The following is an 18640-nucleotide window of genomic DNA, read 5'->3' on the forward strand; positions in this document are numbered from 1 at the left end:
TTCGCGGAAACCTCCGTCATATTTAATACATAGGCAAATTGCCTTGTGAAAAAATGATATGGAGGTGTGAAGATGGATTATACTTATCTCACAGAATTATCTGCGGAAGAACAGATTCAAATGCAAAAAAACTTTGTAAATACAATTATTCCAAATGAAAAAAGGTTAATGTTTTATTGTGAATTAAAAAACAGGATGAATCAGGTGGGAGTGGTTAATATTGAACCATTTCTAAGACCGCATTATACAGATGTGGATCATTATGTATCAATTAATCGATTCCATTATTCAGAAAATGGAACAATGCCAAAAAGAGAAGCAAAAAATGTTGCAGCAATGCAAACAATGTATATTGATCTTGATTGTAGCAATCATAATAGAAGAATTGAACATGAAATAAATAACACGTATTGTTTATTACAGGAGTGGATTCATAATGGATTAATACCGGAGGCAACTATGATAAATGATACAGGTAAAGGTTTGGCTTTATTTTATGTTTTGGACTCGTCAATTCACCCAACAGATAAAAATGTAAAGATGGTTAATCTGTACGATTTCATCTATAGAGGATTGGCAAAACTAATAAAAGCAAAACTTGAAGAAAGTGATTTGAGAGTATTAGGCTTGGATATGAAAGTTGTTGCTGAACATTCAAGAATATGTCGGTTGCCTGGCACACTGAATACTAAATCTAAAACATGGTGTCAAATAATATATGATTCGAATAAGAGATATAGCTTAAAGGAATTAAGAGCATATTTACCAGCTCGTGAATGTGTAAACAAGGAAAAGAAAAAAATATATGAATTTAATGAGCTGAGAAATCATAGTAAAAGTGATTCTATCAGATTACAACAAATGAGAGAGATACAGTCATCAAGATACGATTGGAATGGATATCATCAGATATTTTGTTTCATGTATTATGGAAGAGCCAGAAGTTGTATGTCACATAAAGAAGCAGCAGAAGCATTAAGGTGGTTTAATGCTGGATTTAGAGATAGACAATTAGAGCATTATCAAATCGAAGAAATAATAAGAAATGATAGAGTAAGAAGATACAGTGGAAGTAGAATAAAACAGGAATTAAATCTAGAGGCTGAAGATGCTCATAGATTTGGTCTTGATATAAATTATGGTTGGGTAGACAGAGATGCAGAACGAAAGCAAATTAACGTAGACAAGAAACTTGAGCGCGATAAGATGGTTATCCAGGCGATAATTGAAAGCGAGAGCATGAACGATGTAGCAGCAAGAACAAATGTTCCTAAAAGAACATGTGAAGATATAGCAAGAAGATATGGATGCAACATGAGGAATAAGCTTAAGAGTGTTGATGATATTGATTGGGATAGCATACGTGAGGAGAAGATTAGAGTTAAACATAGGAATATAAAAACCGCAGAAAATTCCACTATCGTTACTAACATAGAATTAACGGAACGTATGAAGGCAAGATCAATAGTTAATGAAACATATGTCAAAGAATACTTTGAATTTATCGAATCTGAATTGAAACAATCTTCTACCAGAGCAATAGAATGGTTTCAAAATGATGTGCTTGATAATGACGACACTGTTAAACGAACCCTATTAATAAACGCACTTGCTATTGTGGCTGATCTATATGACAGTAGCAAGTTCCTTAAGTATCAAATAGATGGAATCGATATTGTGGCAACCTGGGCCACTACCGGATTTGATTCCAATGGATTTATTATTAACAAGAAAAAATATGATCTGAAAACAATTTTTAATTACAAATCAAAAGGAAACGAGTTCATCGTTGACATTCAATATAAGGATAGAAATATTGTTCCAGATTTCTCTTATAGAACAAATGAAAATAGATACTTTGATAAAAGATACGAAATAGCTGCAAACCGAATGGAAACAATCAGATATCGCCAGTTGGAAGAAGTATTATCAAGAGCCGTCGATACGTGCCCAAATTCAGCCGTTAAGGCTGGTCTAGATCATTTGTTGTTCAGATTGCCATATGTAACGAATAAACGCTTCTATGGGCTGTATAACACGATTATGGAGGCGGAAGATTGGGACGATATGGTGAATCGTATCTTAGAGAATGTTTCGAAGAAGAAGAATCCTGAAATAGATGATTTAATCAAGTTCACAGGCCATAGAAAAACTAGTCCATTTAAAACGAGGGCTCAAAGAGTAGCGCAACAGAAGAACAGGGAACGCTTAAAGCAAATCCGTGAGAATGGTGACGGTAATAAAACTGTCCAGTATGAACCTATCAAGCATATGAAGTTTGACATTTATGATGGGAATGGTTGGACGAAAACGGCGTAAAACCGTTAAAAATCTCAATTGTCTGTGAAGATTTACAAATGGTTTGAGAAATTTATTTGTGATTATGAGCTTGTATCACTGGTTAAAACTAGAGTTGACTACGAGTATATCGTAGAAATGCTAAGAGGCTTCATGGATACAATTAACCAGGATGATGAAGATACTGATGACGTTCAGTTTAGCGTCGACGTGGCTCAGATTAAACAGATTATTCTTGAGTACTCTAACAGCAATCCAAAGCTTGGAAAGCTCATCGCAGATATATTAGATGACATTCTCAAGCAGAAAGAGAAGTATGTTTGTCAGGATATTTCTGTGATTATTAATGTGGCTAGATACGGTGCAATTGACTCAGAAATCCAGCGTTTCGTTGATAAGTGGTATCTAGATTTTGACGAGGTAAAGTACGAAGCATATAATTATCATGATGGTAAGCTTCAGAATGAAACTAAGCTTAAGGAAAATGCTGATTATGCTAAGTACAAGGAAGAAACAGAGGCGCCATTGGCTAAGTTCTTGTTCTATACCGAGTTGATAGAGGCATTCCATAAGGATTTGATGGAAGAGATAGCACCATTGTTTGCATAAATGATGGGAAAAGAAAATTGATAATTATATAGTGTGAGAGGCAAATATACTTAGACGCGGCCGTGGTTGTTGGCGAGAAGTCATCCTATCGATAGCGGGGTAACTTTTTTAACAATTCTCAATGGTTTAGATTTTTGTTTCTTTAGTTCGGAAGGAGATGTACACATGGCAATTACAAAGGCGATTATTACAACAACTACAACTCTTTATGCTAACCATATAAGTGGAACGATAGAACGCGGCTCCCTCTAAGTATATTTGCTTTAATAACACTAAAAATGTGGGTTTTTGAAAGGTGGGAGAAGGTGCAATGATTGAGGACAGAATAATTATTGAATATCCTTGTCAGGAGATTGAAGGAACTGAAAAAACAAATAAAAAGATAATAGGATTAGAATATGTCATTACCTCAGATGAGAAAGGTCTTAAAGATGTAAAGTTATCTACGACTGATAACGAATTGATGAATGACAATCGTATGGATTATCACGATGAAATCGACGAGGTTGAGCTAATCGGCGATCACTTTCTTTCATTGGATACATGCATGAAGCTGCAACGGGCATTAGAGGAATCAGATTATAAAGATTTTGAGAAAGCTGTTTTAATTGCAAAGAACGATTTAGCAGTACGTGAATACATAAATATTGGTGCTGAAACAATTGGTGCTATAAATGCGATTATTGAACAGCAGATGGAAGAATTGCAAGCAGATTATAATCGAAGCTTAATTAGCTTTATTGAACGGCACGTTGACAATTGGGAGACAATTACTTGTGAAGAAATTGATGAGTACGATTCAATAAGCCAGATTTCTGGTGTTGCACAGGTACTGGAAAAGCTTGACGAGTATAGAAGTGAAGGGCATTTGCATGCACCGTATTATATTTATGATCAACTGGCATCTATAGTAGATTCTGATTATAAAGAAAAGAGAATAATAGCTAAAAGAGTCCATTTAGTCCAAAGATATGGAATAAGAGATGGTGTTAATGATTCCAAACATAAACTTTTTTGTTGTATGGTTCTGGATTATGACGATTATAAATCTTATCTGATAAGTGCTAAAAATACCTATTTAGCTGGGTACCAACTGAGGATTAATCAGTATTTCACAAGCGGGTTAACTGCAGATGAAGAAGATGCTATTAATTCTATGAGGAACTATGTGAAGTCGGCGTGCAAGGGAAAGAAGTTAAAAAAATATAATGGTACTTATCCAAGAGGAAAAGGTGGAAAGTGTTTTGGAACGCTATTTGCTAAAAATAGTGGATATAACAGATTTGCGTTTAGTGGCTTTTCAGATTTTAATGAAAAAAATCTGAAGGAAAAACTACTAATGTATAATATACCAAACTCTTCTGGTAGACTTATAGATGTAATAAACCAGTTGGATTCGATTTTTAGTCATACATACAATATGAGGGCTGAGCGGACAAACCTAAATGAACCGTATATTGATGTTCGTAATAGTTGTGTTCCACTACACAGAGAATTGAAAAACGGACCTCTTGATACAGCAGATAAGAGAAGAAGATATAGTTGCTGTGAACAGAAAATGTTTAGTCATATCAATCTTAGTGCTGCTAAATATGATGATGTTAAAGTGTTTACAGTTTTCGAGCCTTGTAAGAATTGTTTAAGGTTATTGAAATATTGTAAACCAAGATGTAATAGTATTACGGCATATTATATTGATGATATTGTAAATGGCACCATTGGTTGTAAAAGTATTTCATAGAATAATGCCTTAACTAGTAGGATAATATTAGAACGATAACGGTACTTGAGTAGTACCGTTATTTTTTTATGTCCGGCGAGAGCATCAAACATTATATTGCAATGAAATAGTAATTCTATATAGATAAATATAATTATGTAATGTAAATCTAGACAATATATATCAGGTTGGTACGGCATAAAGCTAAATTGGAATTCTACGTTCAATGATTTTTGGGACATTATGATTTATAATCGAAGCAACAAGATAACAAGAATAGATTGAGAAAGATTTATAAAACGATTCGGGAAATCATTAAAAATACGCAGTTTAACGAGATGGAGAGTGATTTATTTAAAGAATGTCCAACTGAATTGTATTCAAGTGAAGAGAATACTACTTTAGGACATAAGTATCTATCCGAATACTTCCAATCATTTATAGATGAGTTATTGAGTTTGGAAATCTTCTGTGACGATAACCCGTCAGTTAGCTTTTTAAATAAGCAATTTAGCGCCAACAAAGATTCATTGGTCGAATGTATTGTTCGAGTCAATGATGTACTTGTAACGGATAATATGGAGGACGTTCAATTGCATTCATATTCACTGATTTCGTGTGAGGAAGCACTTGGATTTTTGGTTCTAGACAATCCTCTTACGCAAGATCATTTGACCACATTGCTAGCTAGATTCTTCGTAACACTATCTAGGTATAGCTTTACAAAAGAAGAGTACGAGGTTGGTAGAGCTAACCTGATAGCTTCTTTAGATGAATCTATGGCTAATCTGGGCAAGGCTAAGAGTATTCAGGAAGATTTAGATGAGTTTGAAGTTGATGATGTACAGAATATTGATTTTAACCTGAAAGCTGAACAACAGTCCTTGGTACATGAGCTAAATTTGATAAAAGAGTAATTACTTAGAGAGCTTAATCATAGTACCTATTCACTTGAGCCATTATCAGCTGAGGCCATTTATGCAGAGCTGGCAGAATCAAAGGCGTGTTATGACAGAGGAGAGGACCAAGATTTTGATGAGGCGTTAGATGAGGTTAATGATATGATCATGCCTTTTGGGAATCAAATGAAGAATGCAAAAATGTCTGACAAGGGGTATCGTCTCTACGATGAAGTATATGATGAGGATGCAAATATACGTGGAGTAATAATGGAACTTAAAGGAAATGTAGCGAGAGTGCTATGGGCTAACTGTACTGTTGGTACAGTTGATTTTACTAAGTGTCCAGAGATTAAGCTTACTGGGAAGAGCTATGTGGGAATACCTGTAGAAGAGTTGATTATGAGGTTAGAAGGTTTGGGCTGGGAGAATAATAATGTTAACAGTTGAAAAAATAGAGAGATTCAATGAGTTGTTAAAAACTTGTGTTATATCAATTGATGAGTATGTAACCATCATTAACGCGTTATACATTAATAGTAAAGACAATTCTATGGATGATGTAAACGAACAAAATTCGCTGGAAAGGATAGCCATCGTAATATGTGAGCATTTTAATCTGACATTAGATCAGTTAAAGTCGAAAAATCGAAGTTCTAATGTCTCAAGACCTCGGCAGATAGCTATGTATTTAATGAGGCAATATACAGAGTTTTCGGAATCCGAGATCGGTGAATTCCTTGGTGGCAGGGATGTAGCGACGGTTATCCATTGCTCAGATAAGATTGAACGTGAGATGGTAGATGATGAAATGACTAAGGAACTAATCAAAGCAGTAACTAAGAAGTTAAGTTTTATTGAGAAGGCCAATGAAACATGAAACTATGGACAATTCAATCGGAGGAGGTGGTTAGAGTTTGGATGATTAAGCCAAGGAGGTAGAGTGATGGAATATTCCCTTAAAGAGTTACGTCAGCTACTACGAGCTGCAATTTCTACAGAAGAAGTAAAGAAAATAAGAGGTTTAATACCAAAAGTTAACTTTGATCAGCAGAAAGTGGCACATCATGTTATGAATGACGGTATTTATGATGAAGACAGAATATTGATTGGGGAAAAACGTCCTGAAGACTAAAAAGGTGAATTTTATGAAAAAAGGATATAGCTGCATAAAGAAGTTCCCTAGATATGAATTAAATCCAATAGAGAATTTTAAACGATGGAAACGTAACATCAAATACATTTATCAGAGAGTAAAGTATGGCTACTGTGACAGGGATGTTTGGTCTATAGATTATTGGTTTTTGAATGTTGTACCTTGCATGCTTGAGGAGTTACGAGACAAAGCGCATGGGTGTCCGCCGAAGGAAAGGCTAGATGCAAAGATACTTGATGGGGATGACATGGAGGAATGGAAGCAGATTCTTTCAGAGATGGTTTTTCTATTTCGAGAAGCTCACGAGGAGACGTGTTCAAAACGAAATCCATACGAGGACGAGTATAGTCAGGCTAGGGATGAGTTTGAAGAAAAGATAAAAGGGTTAACTAGAAGATATATATTTCAAAACATGCCAGAATATAAAGAAATTATTGATAAGTATTTAGATGAGAGTCATAAGCTAGCGGCATATCGTGAGGAGTGTAAAGATAAGGCTTTCAAACTGTTTTCAAAATATTTTTTCGATTTGTGGGACTAGTGAAAATGGAAAAAGAAAAACAATTAGATTTAAAAAACGGGACTAAGGGAGATAACCCAATAGAGTTTGCTTTAACAGAAGAGTTTGAAGATCGATATGTAGAAGTAATTGATGGAGAACTAGTAATTTCACCAAGGCAAGAATCACCGAGAATAAACACAGTCGTTGGGGATATTGTTTTTTCTATCATGACGAAGATTGAAGAATTGAAGCTTGAGTATGAAGTATATGATTATGTGGGTTTATGCTGTTTTGATATTTTACAGGAAAATCCCGCAGAAAATTATTTTATACCTTCGATTACGTTTGTCCGCAGAGGATTCAAGGAGACTCGAGAACGAATAGGATCCGTTCCGTTATTTGTTGTTGAAGTAGTAAAAAGTGAACAGCAAAGGACTCATCTTTTAAGGAAGATTCCAATTTATCAAAAAATGAACGTGGAAGTATGGGTTATTGACTTTATAAATAATCGTTTAATGTTTTATGGTTCTGAAAATAAGTATTCTGGAAAAACTAAGATCGTTGATTTTGACAGGCCGGAGGAATTTGTATCGTTTTTTTTATCACCTTTTACAAAAACGGAGTACGAAAGATTAAGACATCGGTTAATAGTTACAGAAGGAAATAGCGGTGCGGAAATAGACGTTAAGAATCAGGAGTTGCTGCGAAACAATTATATTCCATCAAAGACTGTACGGGATTACACGGAAAAGACGGATTTTGGATTCTCGGATTCTGAGTGGGCTACAGTCATTTTCAACAGCAATGATTCACTCATGAAAAAGCATGTTGTTCTTAATAAGCTGGCTGAAAATACAGAGGATAACCTTCTGAGAAAAGAAATAAATGAACGTTTAGAATACGACAACACTGCCCTAAAGCTATTCTGTAACAATAGTGAAGGTCACGTATATGTTGTTACAAATAGTGATTATGAAACACTTGCTATTTGCGGCAATGCAACTAAAGCATATGAAAAAGGATGTGAATTTAGCGAAGATTTCAAGATTGAAAAACATAAGATTTTACTTGATGGCATTGAGCCACCTAAGTCTAGAACAATAACAGCTCCATTTTTAGTAGAAGCTGATAATGCTTTTGTGAACGAATCAGTTATTCAGCCAGGACGTGCTATAAATGCAGTAGCAACAATGTATTTTGATTTTAATGGCCGTTTAATTCGATACTTTTCAACTGAAACATCAGTAGAGTATGCTGCAAAAATAGAAGGTATGGAACCAAGGCGCTTTGAATATAGATTTGTTGAGGTTCCAAACCCATTTGATGTTGGGGATAAGGTTGCGTTTGCAGGTTCAGATGGAAGAGATAAGGTGTATACAGTTGCGACATCTCATGAAGATTGGATGGAGTTTTTGGAAAAGGTTAAGACTAGGAATTTTGACGATTGGTCGGATGCATCAATAATTATTAGGGCATCTTCTGATCCAATAGACCATGACCATGTTAATCCAATATACTTGGAGTTGGCATCTGAAGAAATTGATTGGGGACCAGACGTTGGTAGGGAGATAATAGATTAATTGATATTGGAGGAGTTATGACGGAACAGGAAATCGCAAAATATCAAATATTAGCCAATATAATTCAAGTTGAAAATAACCGCGTTAAGAAAGGCGGGGTTAGTTTTTTAGGAACATCCGATTTGGCAGAGTGGTTTGAACTAACCGAAGAAGAAGTAAAAGATTTTTGGGAGGTCGTGGCTGCACTTGACGAAGATCTTTTTCCTAGAAATGAAATTAGGAATTATAAAACCATATCAGAGTCAGCATCTCCATATGAAAATGATGCAATTTATATGGATTACTATCATGCTTTTTGGGTAGTTAGAAGGATGCTGGTATTTAGCCATCTTGGTAAATATAGCGAAGATGAAAAGATTTGGAAAATGTTTATAGAAGATAAAGTGATTGGTGACGATGAGTTTAACAATGCGCTGAATGTATCTTTGAACGATTGGTTGGATTTGGTGGAGCAATTCTCGAAGGAATATGATGTCAGGGTTATTTCAAAAATTGTGGGTATGGAAAATGATTTAGTTAGTTTGGAACAGGTTCAAGAGTTAAAAGAGCATTTTAAGGATTATCAATTAATTCAGTAGGGAGTATGGCATGAGAGAAAGATTTAAACCAGGCACACTAGTTGAACATTTTAGACGAAATCTTGACCCAGACATGTGGTGTCCCGATTTAATCAATTCATATCGTTATGAAATAGTTGAATATGCGAAGAGTTTTAATGGAGATGAAGAATATATTATTCTTCGCCCCCTTCATAAGAAAGACTGGGAAGATCATGGTAGTAGGCTTGTAACGATGAAAGTTGACGACTTTTACGCAGAGGTTGATTGTAAAACGTATCCAAATGTAAAGAAAAAGTATTGTTTTGAAGAAGTAAAGCTGGAGCCATCAGAAGAGGAATCACGTATTTTACGCGAAATGGATGAAAATAGGTTTTCAAGTGTTAGCTGCTTTGAAAAAGATAATATGAAGAATCTATTCAGAGAAATTTATTATGATGGTGTTAAAGAAGGGTTGGATATAGCAGTATTTAGATTACAGCTATTGCATGGGATTCCAGCTCAGTGTGGTGATGAGTATTTAGATAAGAATATGCCCGCCATAAAAAGAACAATCGAACTATGTGAACGATTGGAGCTAAGTAAAAGATAACATTTATATGAAAAATAATTAGGGAGATATTAGATATGAAGTACGTAGCTTTTCAGTATGAAGACGAGGATGTTAATGATTGGGGTGGGGAGCTCATTGGCATAGAGCAAGACTCTGTTATATCTATAGAGGCAAATGATCTTGAAGATGCTGAATTTGAATATTTGAATTATTTATATGACCTATATAACGTGCGACATGATTTCAATTGGATGCTTAATCAAGAATTCGTAAAATATGTTGCTTTATCGTGTGACAATTTAGAATACCCTGAAAAAATGCATGCTTATGTAAGTGAGCTACAAGGTGCTGAAGATAGGTATTTGGATGAACATTATGATGACGATGTTGATGACGAAGAGGATCCAGAACAGCAATTAGTTAATTATTTGCAAGATATATTTCACGATAGTGATGAGATAAAAAAACTATCTGAGGTTGATAAAAAAAGTCTATGGCTAACTATAAAGCCTACCAAATATAAGATTATGCTCGCACCTTCCATTGACGCAAAGTGGAAGGATTTATATCGTCGTCAGATTCTTGATATAGAAAATGTACATGAATATGAAGCGTTGACTGTTCTGTGTGCTTACATAAGAAAAGCGGAAGACTTAGTTATAGAGATTAATGTAACAGATTTAAAGGATTACGGATATTCTTATAAAGATGCTGTTTGTATAATTGAAAATATTAGGAATATTGGCGAAAAAAGATTTTTAGTAACAACTTGTGAGGGTCACGATAGTTGGGCATTGATAGAGTTTTCTGACTATATACAGGGGGAGAAAGTGGGCTTGATAATTACTGAAAGATTTAAAAGATTGGTTAAAGAGGGCTATGATTTTATGGGTGCCTTCAAGGGCTATGAGAGTCAGTTACTCAAAGTAAAGTAAAATAAATGTGTGTTAAGGAACAAGAAAAAGATGACTTTTTAAATCGCGACCAAAATGGCAAAAAACACTTGAGGCAATCACCCCCAAAAAATATATACTTTTTGACGAAAGGAGTAAGAGGAAAAATGAAAAAACCAAACGAAAATGCTTACCTGGCATATAATCGATACATCAACGGCGAGTCAGTGGGAGATATAGCTTTCGATTTAGATGTATCCGAGACGACCGTAAACAACAGTATCAAACGCGTCGAAGAATTCGAAAAATGGGATTCGATTGCCAAAATTACAGAATTGGACTATATAATGCATCCAAACTGGCTTTTAGCGCAACAGAAATTTTCCTCCAAGTACAAAGGAGGCTGTTCTGCGCATTTTCTGTACAATGCTGTTTTGCATATATATTCGTGCCAAATGCATGAATTATTTATATTTCGAGCATTTGGCTTCGATGAAAAAGAATTTGAAAAAGATTACGACGTTGAAATCAATCTATACGGTTGGAAAGCAGGCACATTAACTAAATATCCTCAAAATGTTAAAGACTGCATTAATGACATGACAATTCTCCATCTCGATGATGCTAGACATATAATTGATGCATACGACGCTGTGACTGATTGCACCTACCACAATAACATATTACGCATAAAATTAAGCGAAAAGTTAAAAGAAGGTTTTGAAAGTAGACTTCCTCAGCTTAAAATGAAAAACACATAAAAACCAGCCCTAAAGTTTTTTTGCATAAAATGCCTATTGAACAGGAGGATGCTGATGGAAAACAAGAATAAGCTTTGTCCCATCGACGAGCAAAAGACTTGCAAAAATATAAAAGCCATGATGGACGAAAGAGATATTACACCGCTTCAGATTAAAGAAGCTCTTCATTTAGGCAGCGTTCAAGCAGTTTATAAGTGGATTGGTAGAAATAGTAGCTTCATTCCATCAACAGAGAATTTAGCGCTTTTAGCACAACTTTTTGAATGCAAGCTAGATGACATCATTGTATATAAAAAATAAGACAAGGAGGTATTGTTATGGCAAGGGCTGATGCATATGGATTAATCCAGAAGGGAGAACTATAAATTTTCGCTTTTCAACTTATTAAGATTTATCAGAACTGGGAAGCCATACCAGATTATCTAGAAGTGGAAACGCACACTTTGGATATTTCTTTAGAGCAGAAAGTTTCTTTAACCTGTCTACTCAAGCCGAAGAATATGGGCTCAAGTACAATGGCAAGAATCTTCATGAGCAATCACATGGAGAAAGCTTTTGGAGCTTTTTTAATAAGTATAATGGTGCAGGTCTTTATCTTATGGATGAGCCGGAAGCAGCCTTGTCTCCGCAACGCCAGCTAAGCCTACTTATTCATATAAAGCAGATGGTGGATGTTGGCTCGCAATTCATCATTATTACTCATTCACCAATTTTACTGGGGTTGCCAAATGCTGACATTATTTCGTTTGATGAAGGTCACATTCATCGAATTTCGTATGAAGAAACCGAAAGCTTTCAAGTAACAGAAATGTTTATTAATAACAGAGATTATTTTTTAAAAATACTTTTATCGGAGTAGGACATGAAGAAATTAGATCCATTACATCGGGTATTACTACTTGAATCTGAAAGAATAATATATACGGAACAATGTAAAATCGCAAAAAGAATGCTTGATGATGAAGATACCTTACCTATATCTAAAATTGCTAGGATTACAGGCTTGCACCTTGATGAAATAAAAAAAGTTTCTAAAGGTCTTGAACCTAAAAAAGTATATTTAGAACACACAAAGTGGCTTTTCAAATGTGATATCTTACATTGCATTCAACAAAAGGGCTTTACACTACTAGAAGCTAATACAATTGCAAAGCTAGCTTGCTTTGATGAAACTCTTGCAGGGTATTCTACGGAGCATTTATCTATTGCTACTGAATATATGGCTTCACAAATAATAGAAAAAGCTCTTATGCAATCACTTCGCTCTATAGATTAACAATTTATTGTTCTCGGAATTGTGCCATTATTTGTGGTGACTTCGGTGGTGTTTGGATGAAGATGTTGAATCTAAACCGCTTTGGAATAATCAGCGCTTCCTGTTCAATTCATCTTCTTTAAGCATATCAAGCACTCTTGTTTTCATAATAATCGAATGACTTTCTTCTTCATCAACCGTGTTGACATCTATTATTTTTCCATAAGCACCTGCATTAACAAGAGTAGGTACAATATATTTTCCCTTAATACAACTTTTCATTGAAATAGGCTTTTTTTCAACTAATGAACGAATATTAGCCTCAATATGCTCATATTTATGGGGTACTACTACACGAAATTCAGACTTCATTTGCATATAATTATCCAATATATTTTTTTCTTCAAGAAACTCAAAAGCTGATTGAACTGATATCTTTTTTCCTTTTCTAGCTTCAAAAGTCCAAGCGAGAAGTTTAGCGAGACACCAAAGATCTTTATCATTGACTTTTTCAAGCTTTTCATCAACCAGCTCAACTTTATACCCACATATATTAGAGACAATTTCTTCGGAATATTCTTTATTGGCTAGATACAAAACACTAGTGCATTCATATTTTTCTACCATTTGTTGTATGTCCTCAAAATTGTAAAATACAACTATTCTTGTAGTATATTCGGCTTCTTGCTTTGTTTCATGACGATATTTTTTTGGAACAAAAAACATAAATCAATCCTCCTGCAATATCTATTGGATAATTCCTTAATGTAATATTAGCAATAAATACAAAACTAATCATTCAACTACTTGTTGAATGATTTTGAATAGCTATTTTCTTATAATATTATTAAGAAAACACCGTAATGAAGGTGCGTCATGAATAATGTAAATTAGATTGAAGGTAAGTTGTTAATGAAGAAAGTATATGTGTTTTGTGATGTGGATGGCGTGTTAAATAATGCGCATGCAAAAGGGATTAGAAATTTTCTGCTTTGGTTGGATGATAATAATATATCCATTTTCAAAGAGTTTATTGATTATTGCCATAAAAAATATGGACGTGAAAATACGGTAATTGTTCTTACATCGTCTTGGCGAAAAAATAATTTTCCTGATGGTCATGATGGTATTGAAAATTTTTTAAAAGATTATCTTTTTAAAAGTGATGTTGTAATAGATGACGAAACGGAATGTCTTGACATTTGGGGACGTGGATCTGAAATTGCCGAGTATATTTTACGTCATAAAAAAGAAGTTGCACATTATGTTGTAATTGACGATGATTTCGCGCCTGATTTTAAGCCACTTGGTATTACTTCACACTGGGTTCAGACATCTGATGATCCAACGGATGGTATTGGTGGATTAAGAAAAAAACATTTACGGCATTTATATGAAAAAATAGACAAACCGGTTACAGAAAAAGATTTTGAAAAATTATCAAGAATAAGGCGATGGATGAAAAAATAAAGGTAACATTCCCAGAGCAGAAGCATTTTGTACCAAAGCTATTCAATTTTTTTGTTGTCAATAAATGCTCCTAAAAATAAGCATCGAATAATGGCGTTGAATTTTTGTATAGTGGGCTGATAATTAATCCATATATATTTACAATTATAATAATCTGGATTATAATAATCTCAAATATAACTATTACAGGAGGCTCTTATGTCAGCATTTATAGATAGAATAGATGAAATGGCAACATTAGAAAATGAATACACTAGAGATTCAGCATCCTTTGTTGTTATTTATGGAAGACGAAGAGTAGGTAAAACTACGCTCATAAATCATTTTTGCGAAAATAAAAAAGCTATTTACTTCTTAGCGACAGAAGAGAATGAGTCAGAAAATCGAAACGCTTTCAAGGAGCTTGTTGCGGAAACATTTAATAATTCCTTATTAGCAAGTGCTTCACTTGATTCTTGGGCACCAATCTTCAATATAATAGCTGATGAATCAAGAAATGAGAGAATCGTTCTTGTTATGGATGAATTCCAAAACTTAGGTAAGGCCAACAAAGCATTTCCTTCGGTAATGCAGAAGATTTGGGATGAAATACTATCGAAGTCAAATGTTATGCTGATTCTTTGTGGATCACTTATCAATATGATGACTTCTCAGGTACTTAATTATGATTCACCTCTTTATGGACGTAGAACAGCTCAGATAAAGTTAAAGCAGATTGATTTTTCATATTATCATGAGTTTGATGAGTCTTTATCTATGGAAGAGCAAATTCAACAATATGCTGTTACTGGTGGTGTTCCAAAGTATATTGAATTATTTGATAAGAAAAAAGATATTTATAAATCCATCAAGGAAAACATATTGGCGACAGGTTCATTTTTGTATGCAGAACCTGAGTTTTTACTGCAAAAAGAAGTATCAGAGGTGGGAAGTTACTTCTCTATCTTGAAGACTATAGCTGCAGGTAATCATAAGCTTAGTAAGATAGCATCAGCACTTGGTGTATCTCAATCTAATTTGACTAATTATCTAAAGACACTAATAGATTTAGATATTGTTGAAAGAGAAGTACCTATTACAGAAGAAAATCCTGAAAAGAGTAAGATGGGATTGTATAGAATCAAAGATAATTTCATCTCTTTCTGGTTTAAATTTGTATACCCAAATCGAAGCATGCTTGAATCAGGGCATCCTGAATACGTAGAAAATAAGATTAGGAACAACTTCATTGACAATCACGTTTCATATATATATGAAGATGTTTGTCGTGAGGATATTTGGAATCTTTTATCTGAAGGAATATCATTCAACCGCTCTGGCAGATGGTGGGGATCAAAGGATGTAGAGATTGATATTGTCGCATATGATTCTACCGGAAATGATATTGTTTTTGGTGAATGCAAATATTCAAAGAATAAAAAAGGAATGGATGTCCTGACTAGCCTTCAGGAAAAAGCTAAAGTCGTTAACTGGAATAAAGATAATCGAAATGAACACTATGTATTATATTCTAAGAGTGGCTTTTCCGATGAGTTAATTGAATATGCAAAAAGACACAACAATATTTATTTAAGACAACTTTAAGCATATAAAAAAACACTTCTTGAAACGGAAAAAGAAGTTAAATTCTATATTCAGAGCAGAGTTGTCACAACTTTTAAACCGGAGAGTGCTATAGTTGACGAATCAGGATACGTTGAGTTATCATCGCATTAATAAAATAATACAGACGCCCATTGCTACCGAGTAATGGGATTCACGTCATTCCTTTACCGTTAGGTCTTAGCAGGTGAAGGAGTGGCGTGTTTTATTATATGGAGGTTTCTATGAAGTGGATAATTTTATTTATTGCTGGCGCTCTTGAAGTTACTTGGGCTGTAGCAATGAAAATGTCGAATGGTTTTACGTTGCGGATTCCCTCGATTATTACTGGGGTGGGTTATATAGCCAGTGCGGTTTTCCTGGCGATTGCCTTGAAACAGCTTCCGTTAGGAACAGCCTATGCTATGTGGACCGGCATGGGAATAGTAGGAACTACCCTGCTTGGCATATTTCTATTTCACGAGAAATTATCTGTACCACAAGTGATTTGTGTTATGCTAATTGTGATTGGAATAGCTGGGCTTAAGATTTTGGCGAAAGATTGAGGTGTTTACGATGTTTAGAAAAATGAGAAGATTTAAGCAGCAGGTTTCTGAAGCTGAGTGCATTGAGATATTGAAGAGTACCAAGAGAGGTGTCCTTTCTTTGATAGGCGATGATGGATATCCATATGGAGTCCCTATTGATCATTGGTATTGCGAAGAAGATGGAAAGATCTATTTTCATGGAGCAAAGCAAGGACATAAGATAGATGCCATAAAAGCTTGTGATAAGGCAAGCTACTGCGTTTATAATGAAGGCTACCGCAAGGAAGGTGACTGGGCTCTTAACATTACAAGCGTGATTACATTTGGTAGAATTCATTTGGTAGAAGATGAGGAGGTTGCGCTTAAGATCTGTTCTGAGCTTACTAGGAAGTTTACCGATGATCAGGCTTATCTGGAGCAGGAGATAAAGAATTCATTCCGTAATGTTCAGTGTTTGGAGTTAATTCCTGAGCATATGACGGGTAAGCTGGTTAATGAATCATAGGAAGGAATCTCTTCCTAATATTTTAAGAAATAACAATAGATAAATTTGCTAAAATGACCTCTATCTTGAGTGTGGGATGGAGGTCTTTTTAGTACCATAAAAGTGTAGTTGTTAGAGAGTAATTAACTCTAACTTCTGCACTTATTTTTTTATAATAAGGGGAGTAATTGGTCTGACGTAGGTCTTTTTGGATTAATCATCCGCAACAAAAACCGTTAACCAACCCCTTATTATAAGCATTCGATTAGGCAGGTAGGGAGCGACACCCGCGTAACCAACTAAACTGAATGGTAATAAGTACGGTTGGAACAATTACTAAATTTTATGTAGAGGGAGGTTTAGAATGATAAGCGTAGGTGTTGATGTTTCTAAAGGTAAAAGTACTGTATGCGTTATGAAGCCATACGGAGAAATTGTATTAAAACCGTTTGAAGTACAGCATACAGAAAGTGAGCTCAGCGAACTTGAGAAGATGTTAAGGAAGCTGGATGGCGAAGTAAGATTGGTTATGGAAGCCACAGGTGTATACCATTTGCCATTGCTAACTTTTTTTCTTGAGCGTGGGTATTTTGTGTCGGTAATAAATCCATATGCCATGAGAAAATATGCTAAAGATAACAGCATTCGTGGCGCTAAAACAGACAAATTGGACTCAATTGTCATAGCAAACTATGGTATTGAAAAATGGTATAAGCTTCAAAACTATGACAATGATGAGGCTGTATATGCTGAACTTAAGCTGCTTGGGCGACGTTACAGATTCTATATGGAACTACACATTAAAGCACTTCAAGAATTAACTCATATGTTAGATTACACAATGCCAGGCTTAAAAACTAAATTTAATAGTTGGGATGAAAAGAATAATAAAGATAAACTTAGTGATTTTGTAGAACGCTTCTGGCATTATGACCTGATTACCGGAATGAGTCGTGATGATTTTGTGGTGGCCTATTGTGAGTGGGCTAAAGAAAAGAAATACCAAAAGAGCCAATCAAAAGCTGAAGAAATATATGAATTGGCATCTAATGGTATTCCTACGTTATCTTCAAGTACTCCATCTACAAAAATGTTAGTACAAGAAGCTATATCTGTGTTGAGAGCAATTGATGATACCCTCAATACAATTCTAACACGAATGAAGGAACTTGCTAAGAGTTTACCTGAATATTCTACTGTTAGAGCAATGGGTGGGGTTGGTGATGTATTGGCACCTAAGTTGATTGCTGAAATTGGAGATATAAGAAAACTTCATAGCGCAAAAGCACTTATTGCTGTTGCGGGAATAGATCCGCCTCCATATGAATCAGGACAATTTGTAGGTTCAAACCGGCGCATAACGAAAAGAGGTTCATCAACGTTACGAAAAGTAGGGTATGAAGTTATGCGAGTGTTGAAGAGTCACCCTGAGCCAGAGGATAATGCTGTATACAATTACATCCTGAAAAAGGAAGCTGAAGGTAAAACAAAGAAACACGCAAAAATAGCAGGTTTAAACAAGTTTTTAAGGATATATTATGCAAGAGTAAGTGAAGTGTATAAATAGAAAAATATAGTTAAAGGCTGGTCTACCGCCAGCCTTATTGTGATGCAATTAATTATTTAAAAAGTATATTTGAAATTCATGCTTGATTTTTGTTAGCAGGTTTTTGTCTTACGGTTATATTCCTGGAGTTATACCGAGGATTTAATTACTAACCCATAACTTTTTAATCACAAGTATTTGATATCATTTCTTTTGTCGAGATACAGC

General features: G+C 34.8%; 22 protein-coding genes. 21 read left to right on the forward strand and 1 reads right to left on the reverse strand.

The annotated features are described in order from the left end of the window. The first annotated feature begins 72 nt into the window (after positions 1 to 72). The 16 genes from BLP54_RS12680 (at position 73) to BLP54_RS12755 (ending at position 12804) form a co-directional block, all read left to right on the forward strand. Positions 73 to 2319, forward strand: coding sequence for a hypothetical protein (locus BLP54_RS12680; protein ID WP_090170246.1), 2247 nt, complete (start codon positions 73 to 75; stop codon positions 2317 to 2319). Between the two features lie 132 nt (positions 2320 to 2451). Continuing rightward, on the forward strand, positions 2452 to 2907 hold the full coding sequence (locus BLP54_RS12685; protein WP_090170248.1) for a hypothetical protein: 456 nt from the start codon (positions 2452 to 2454) through the stop codon (positions 2905 to 2907). Positions 2908 to 3217: 310 nt separating this feature from the next. Continuing rightward, positions 3218 to 4648, forward strand: coding sequence for a hypothetical protein (locus BLP54_RS12690; RefSeq protein ID WP_090170251.1), 1431 nt, complete (start codon positions 3218 to 3220; stop codon positions 4646 to 4648). A gap of 572 nt (positions 4649 to 5220) precedes the next feature. Further along, entirely contained in the window at positions 5221 to 5544 is a 324-nt protein-coding gene (locus BLP54_RS15900) for a hypothetical protein (RefSeq protein WP_176754556.1), read from the forward strand. A 168-nt stretch (positions 5545 to 5712) separates the two neighbouring features. Further along, on the forward strand, positions 5713 to 5976 hold the full coding sequence (locus BLP54_RS12700) for a hypothetical protein (protein ID WP_143002033.1): 264 nt from the start codon (positions 5713 to 5715) through the stop codon (positions 5974 to 5976). Continuing rightward, complete coding sequence (locus tag BLP54_RS12705) at positions 5963 to 6406, forward strand: helix-turn-helix domain-containing protein (protein WP_090170258.1); 444 nt, start codon at positions 5963 to 5965, stop codon at positions 6404 to 6406. The genes BLP54_RS12700 and BLP54_RS12705 overlap by 14 nt, the downstream gene beginning before the upstream one ends. Positions 6407 to 6472: 66 nt before the next feature. After that, positions 6473 to 6661 (forward strand): hypothetical protein, encoded by a 189-nt coding sequence (locus BLP54_RS12710; protein WP_090170260.1) that lies wholly within the window; start codon positions 6473 to 6475, stop codon positions 6659 to 6661. 13 nt (positions 6662 to 6674) lie between these two features. Further along, on the forward strand, positions 6675 to 7223 hold the full coding sequence (locus BLP54_RS12715; protein ID WP_090170262.1) for a hypothetical protein: 549 nt from the start codon (positions 6675 to 6677) through the stop codon (positions 7221 to 7223). 5 nt (positions 7224 to 7228) lie between these two features. Beyond that, positions 7229 to 8764: a Uma2 family endonuclease gene (locus tag BLP54_RS12720; RefSeq protein ID WP_090170263.1), complete on the forward strand. Its 1536-nt coding sequence runs from the start codon at positions 7229 to 7231 to the stop codon at positions 8762 to 8764. Between the two features lie 17 nt (positions 8765 to 8781). Beyond that, positions 8782 to 9342, forward strand: coding sequence for a hypothetical protein (locus BLP54_RS12725; protein ID WP_090170265.1), 561 nt, complete (start codon positions 8782 to 8784; stop codon positions 9340 to 9342). Between the two features lie 10 nt (positions 9343 to 9352). Then, positions 9353 to 9913, forward strand: a complete 561-nt coding sequence (locus tag BLP54_RS12730) for a hypothetical protein (protein WP_090170267.1) — start codon at positions 9353 to 9355, stop codon at positions 9911 to 9913. Between the two features lie 35 nt (positions 9914 to 9948). Then, positions 9949 to 10809: a hypothetical protein gene (locus BLP54_RS12735; protein WP_090170269.1), complete on the forward strand. Its 861-nt coding sequence runs from the start codon at positions 9949 to 9951 to the stop codon at positions 10807 to 10809. 125 nt (positions 10810 to 10934) lie between these two features. Continuing rightward, complete coding sequence (locus BLP54_RS12740; RefSeq protein WP_143002034.1) at positions 10935 to 11528, forward strand: hypothetical protein; 594 nt, start codon at positions 10935 to 10937, stop codon at positions 11526 to 11528. A 54-nt stretch (positions 11529 to 11582) separates the two neighbouring features. After that, on the forward strand, positions 11583 to 11828 hold the full coding sequence (locus BLP54_RS12745; RefSeq protein WP_090170272.1) for a helix-turn-helix domain-containing protein: 246 nt from the start codon (positions 11583 to 11585) through the stop codon (positions 11826 to 11828). A gap of 298 nt (positions 11829 to 12126) precedes the next feature. Then, positions 12127 to 12387: a hypothetical protein gene (locus BLP54_RS16135; protein WP_090170274.1), complete on the forward strand. Its 261-nt coding sequence runs from the start codon at positions 12127 to 12129 to the stop codon at positions 12385 to 12387. Positions 12388 to 12390: 3 nt separating this feature from the next. Beyond that, a complete protein-coding gene (locus tag BLP54_RS12755; RefSeq protein ID WP_090170275.1) occupies positions 12391 to 12804 on the forward strand; it encodes a hypothetical protein in 414 nt (137 codons plus the stop codon). A 90-nt stretch (positions 12805 to 12894) separates the two neighbouring features. Here BLP54_RS12755 and BLP54_RS12760 read toward each other — a convergent pair whose 3' ends face one another. Further along, positions 12895 to 13509 carry a hypothetical protein gene (locus tag BLP54_RS12760; RefSeq protein ID WP_090170277.1) on the reverse strand — a complete coding sequence of 205 codons (615 nt, stop codon included), beginning with the start codon at positions 13507 to 13509 and terminating at the stop codon, positions 12895 to 12897. Positions 13510 to 13695: 186 nt separating this feature from the next. Between BLP54_RS12760 and BLP54_RS12765 the strand changes: the two genes are divergently transcribed. The 5 genes from BLP54_RS12765 (at position 13696) to BLP54_RS12785 (ending at position 18433) form a co-directional block, all read left to right on the forward strand. Further along, complete coding sequence (locus BLP54_RS12765) at positions 13696 to 14253, forward strand: HAD domain-containing protein (protein WP_090170278.1); 558 nt, start codon at positions 13696 to 13698, stop codon at positions 14251 to 14253. Positions 14254 to 14451: 198 nt separating this feature from the next. Beyond that, positions 14452 to 15837 (forward strand): AAA family ATPase, encoded by a 1386-nt coding sequence (locus BLP54_RS12770; protein WP_090170280.1) that lies wholly within the window; start codon positions 14452 to 14454, stop codon positions 15835 to 15837. Positions 15838 to 16079: 242 nt separating this feature from the next. Continuing rightward, complete coding sequence (locus BLP54_RS12775) at positions 16080 to 16400, forward strand: DMT family transporter (RefSeq protein ID WP_090170282.1); 321 nt, start codon at positions 16080 to 16082, stop codon at positions 16398 to 16400. 10 nt (positions 16401 to 16410) lie between these two features. Beyond that, entirely contained in the window at positions 16411 to 16887 is a 477-nt protein-coding gene (locus tag BLP54_RS12780) for a pyridoxamine 5'-phosphate oxidase family protein (protein ID WP_090170284.1), read from the forward strand. 343 nt (positions 16888 to 17230) lie between these two features. Beyond that, on the forward strand, positions 17231 to 18433 hold the full coding sequence (locus tag BLP54_RS12785) for an IS110 family RNA-guided transposase (protein WP_090170286.1): 1203 nt from the start codon (positions 17231 to 17233) through the stop codon (positions 18431 to 18433). Positions 18434 to 18640: the final 207 nt, after the last annotated feature.

Origin of the sequence: Pseudobutyrivibrio sp. 49 (assembly GCF_900100545.1) — a bacterium.
In the GTDB taxonomy this organism is placed as follows: domain Bacteria; phylum Bacillota; class Clostridia; order Lachnospirales; family Lachnospiraceae; genus Pseudobutyrivibrio.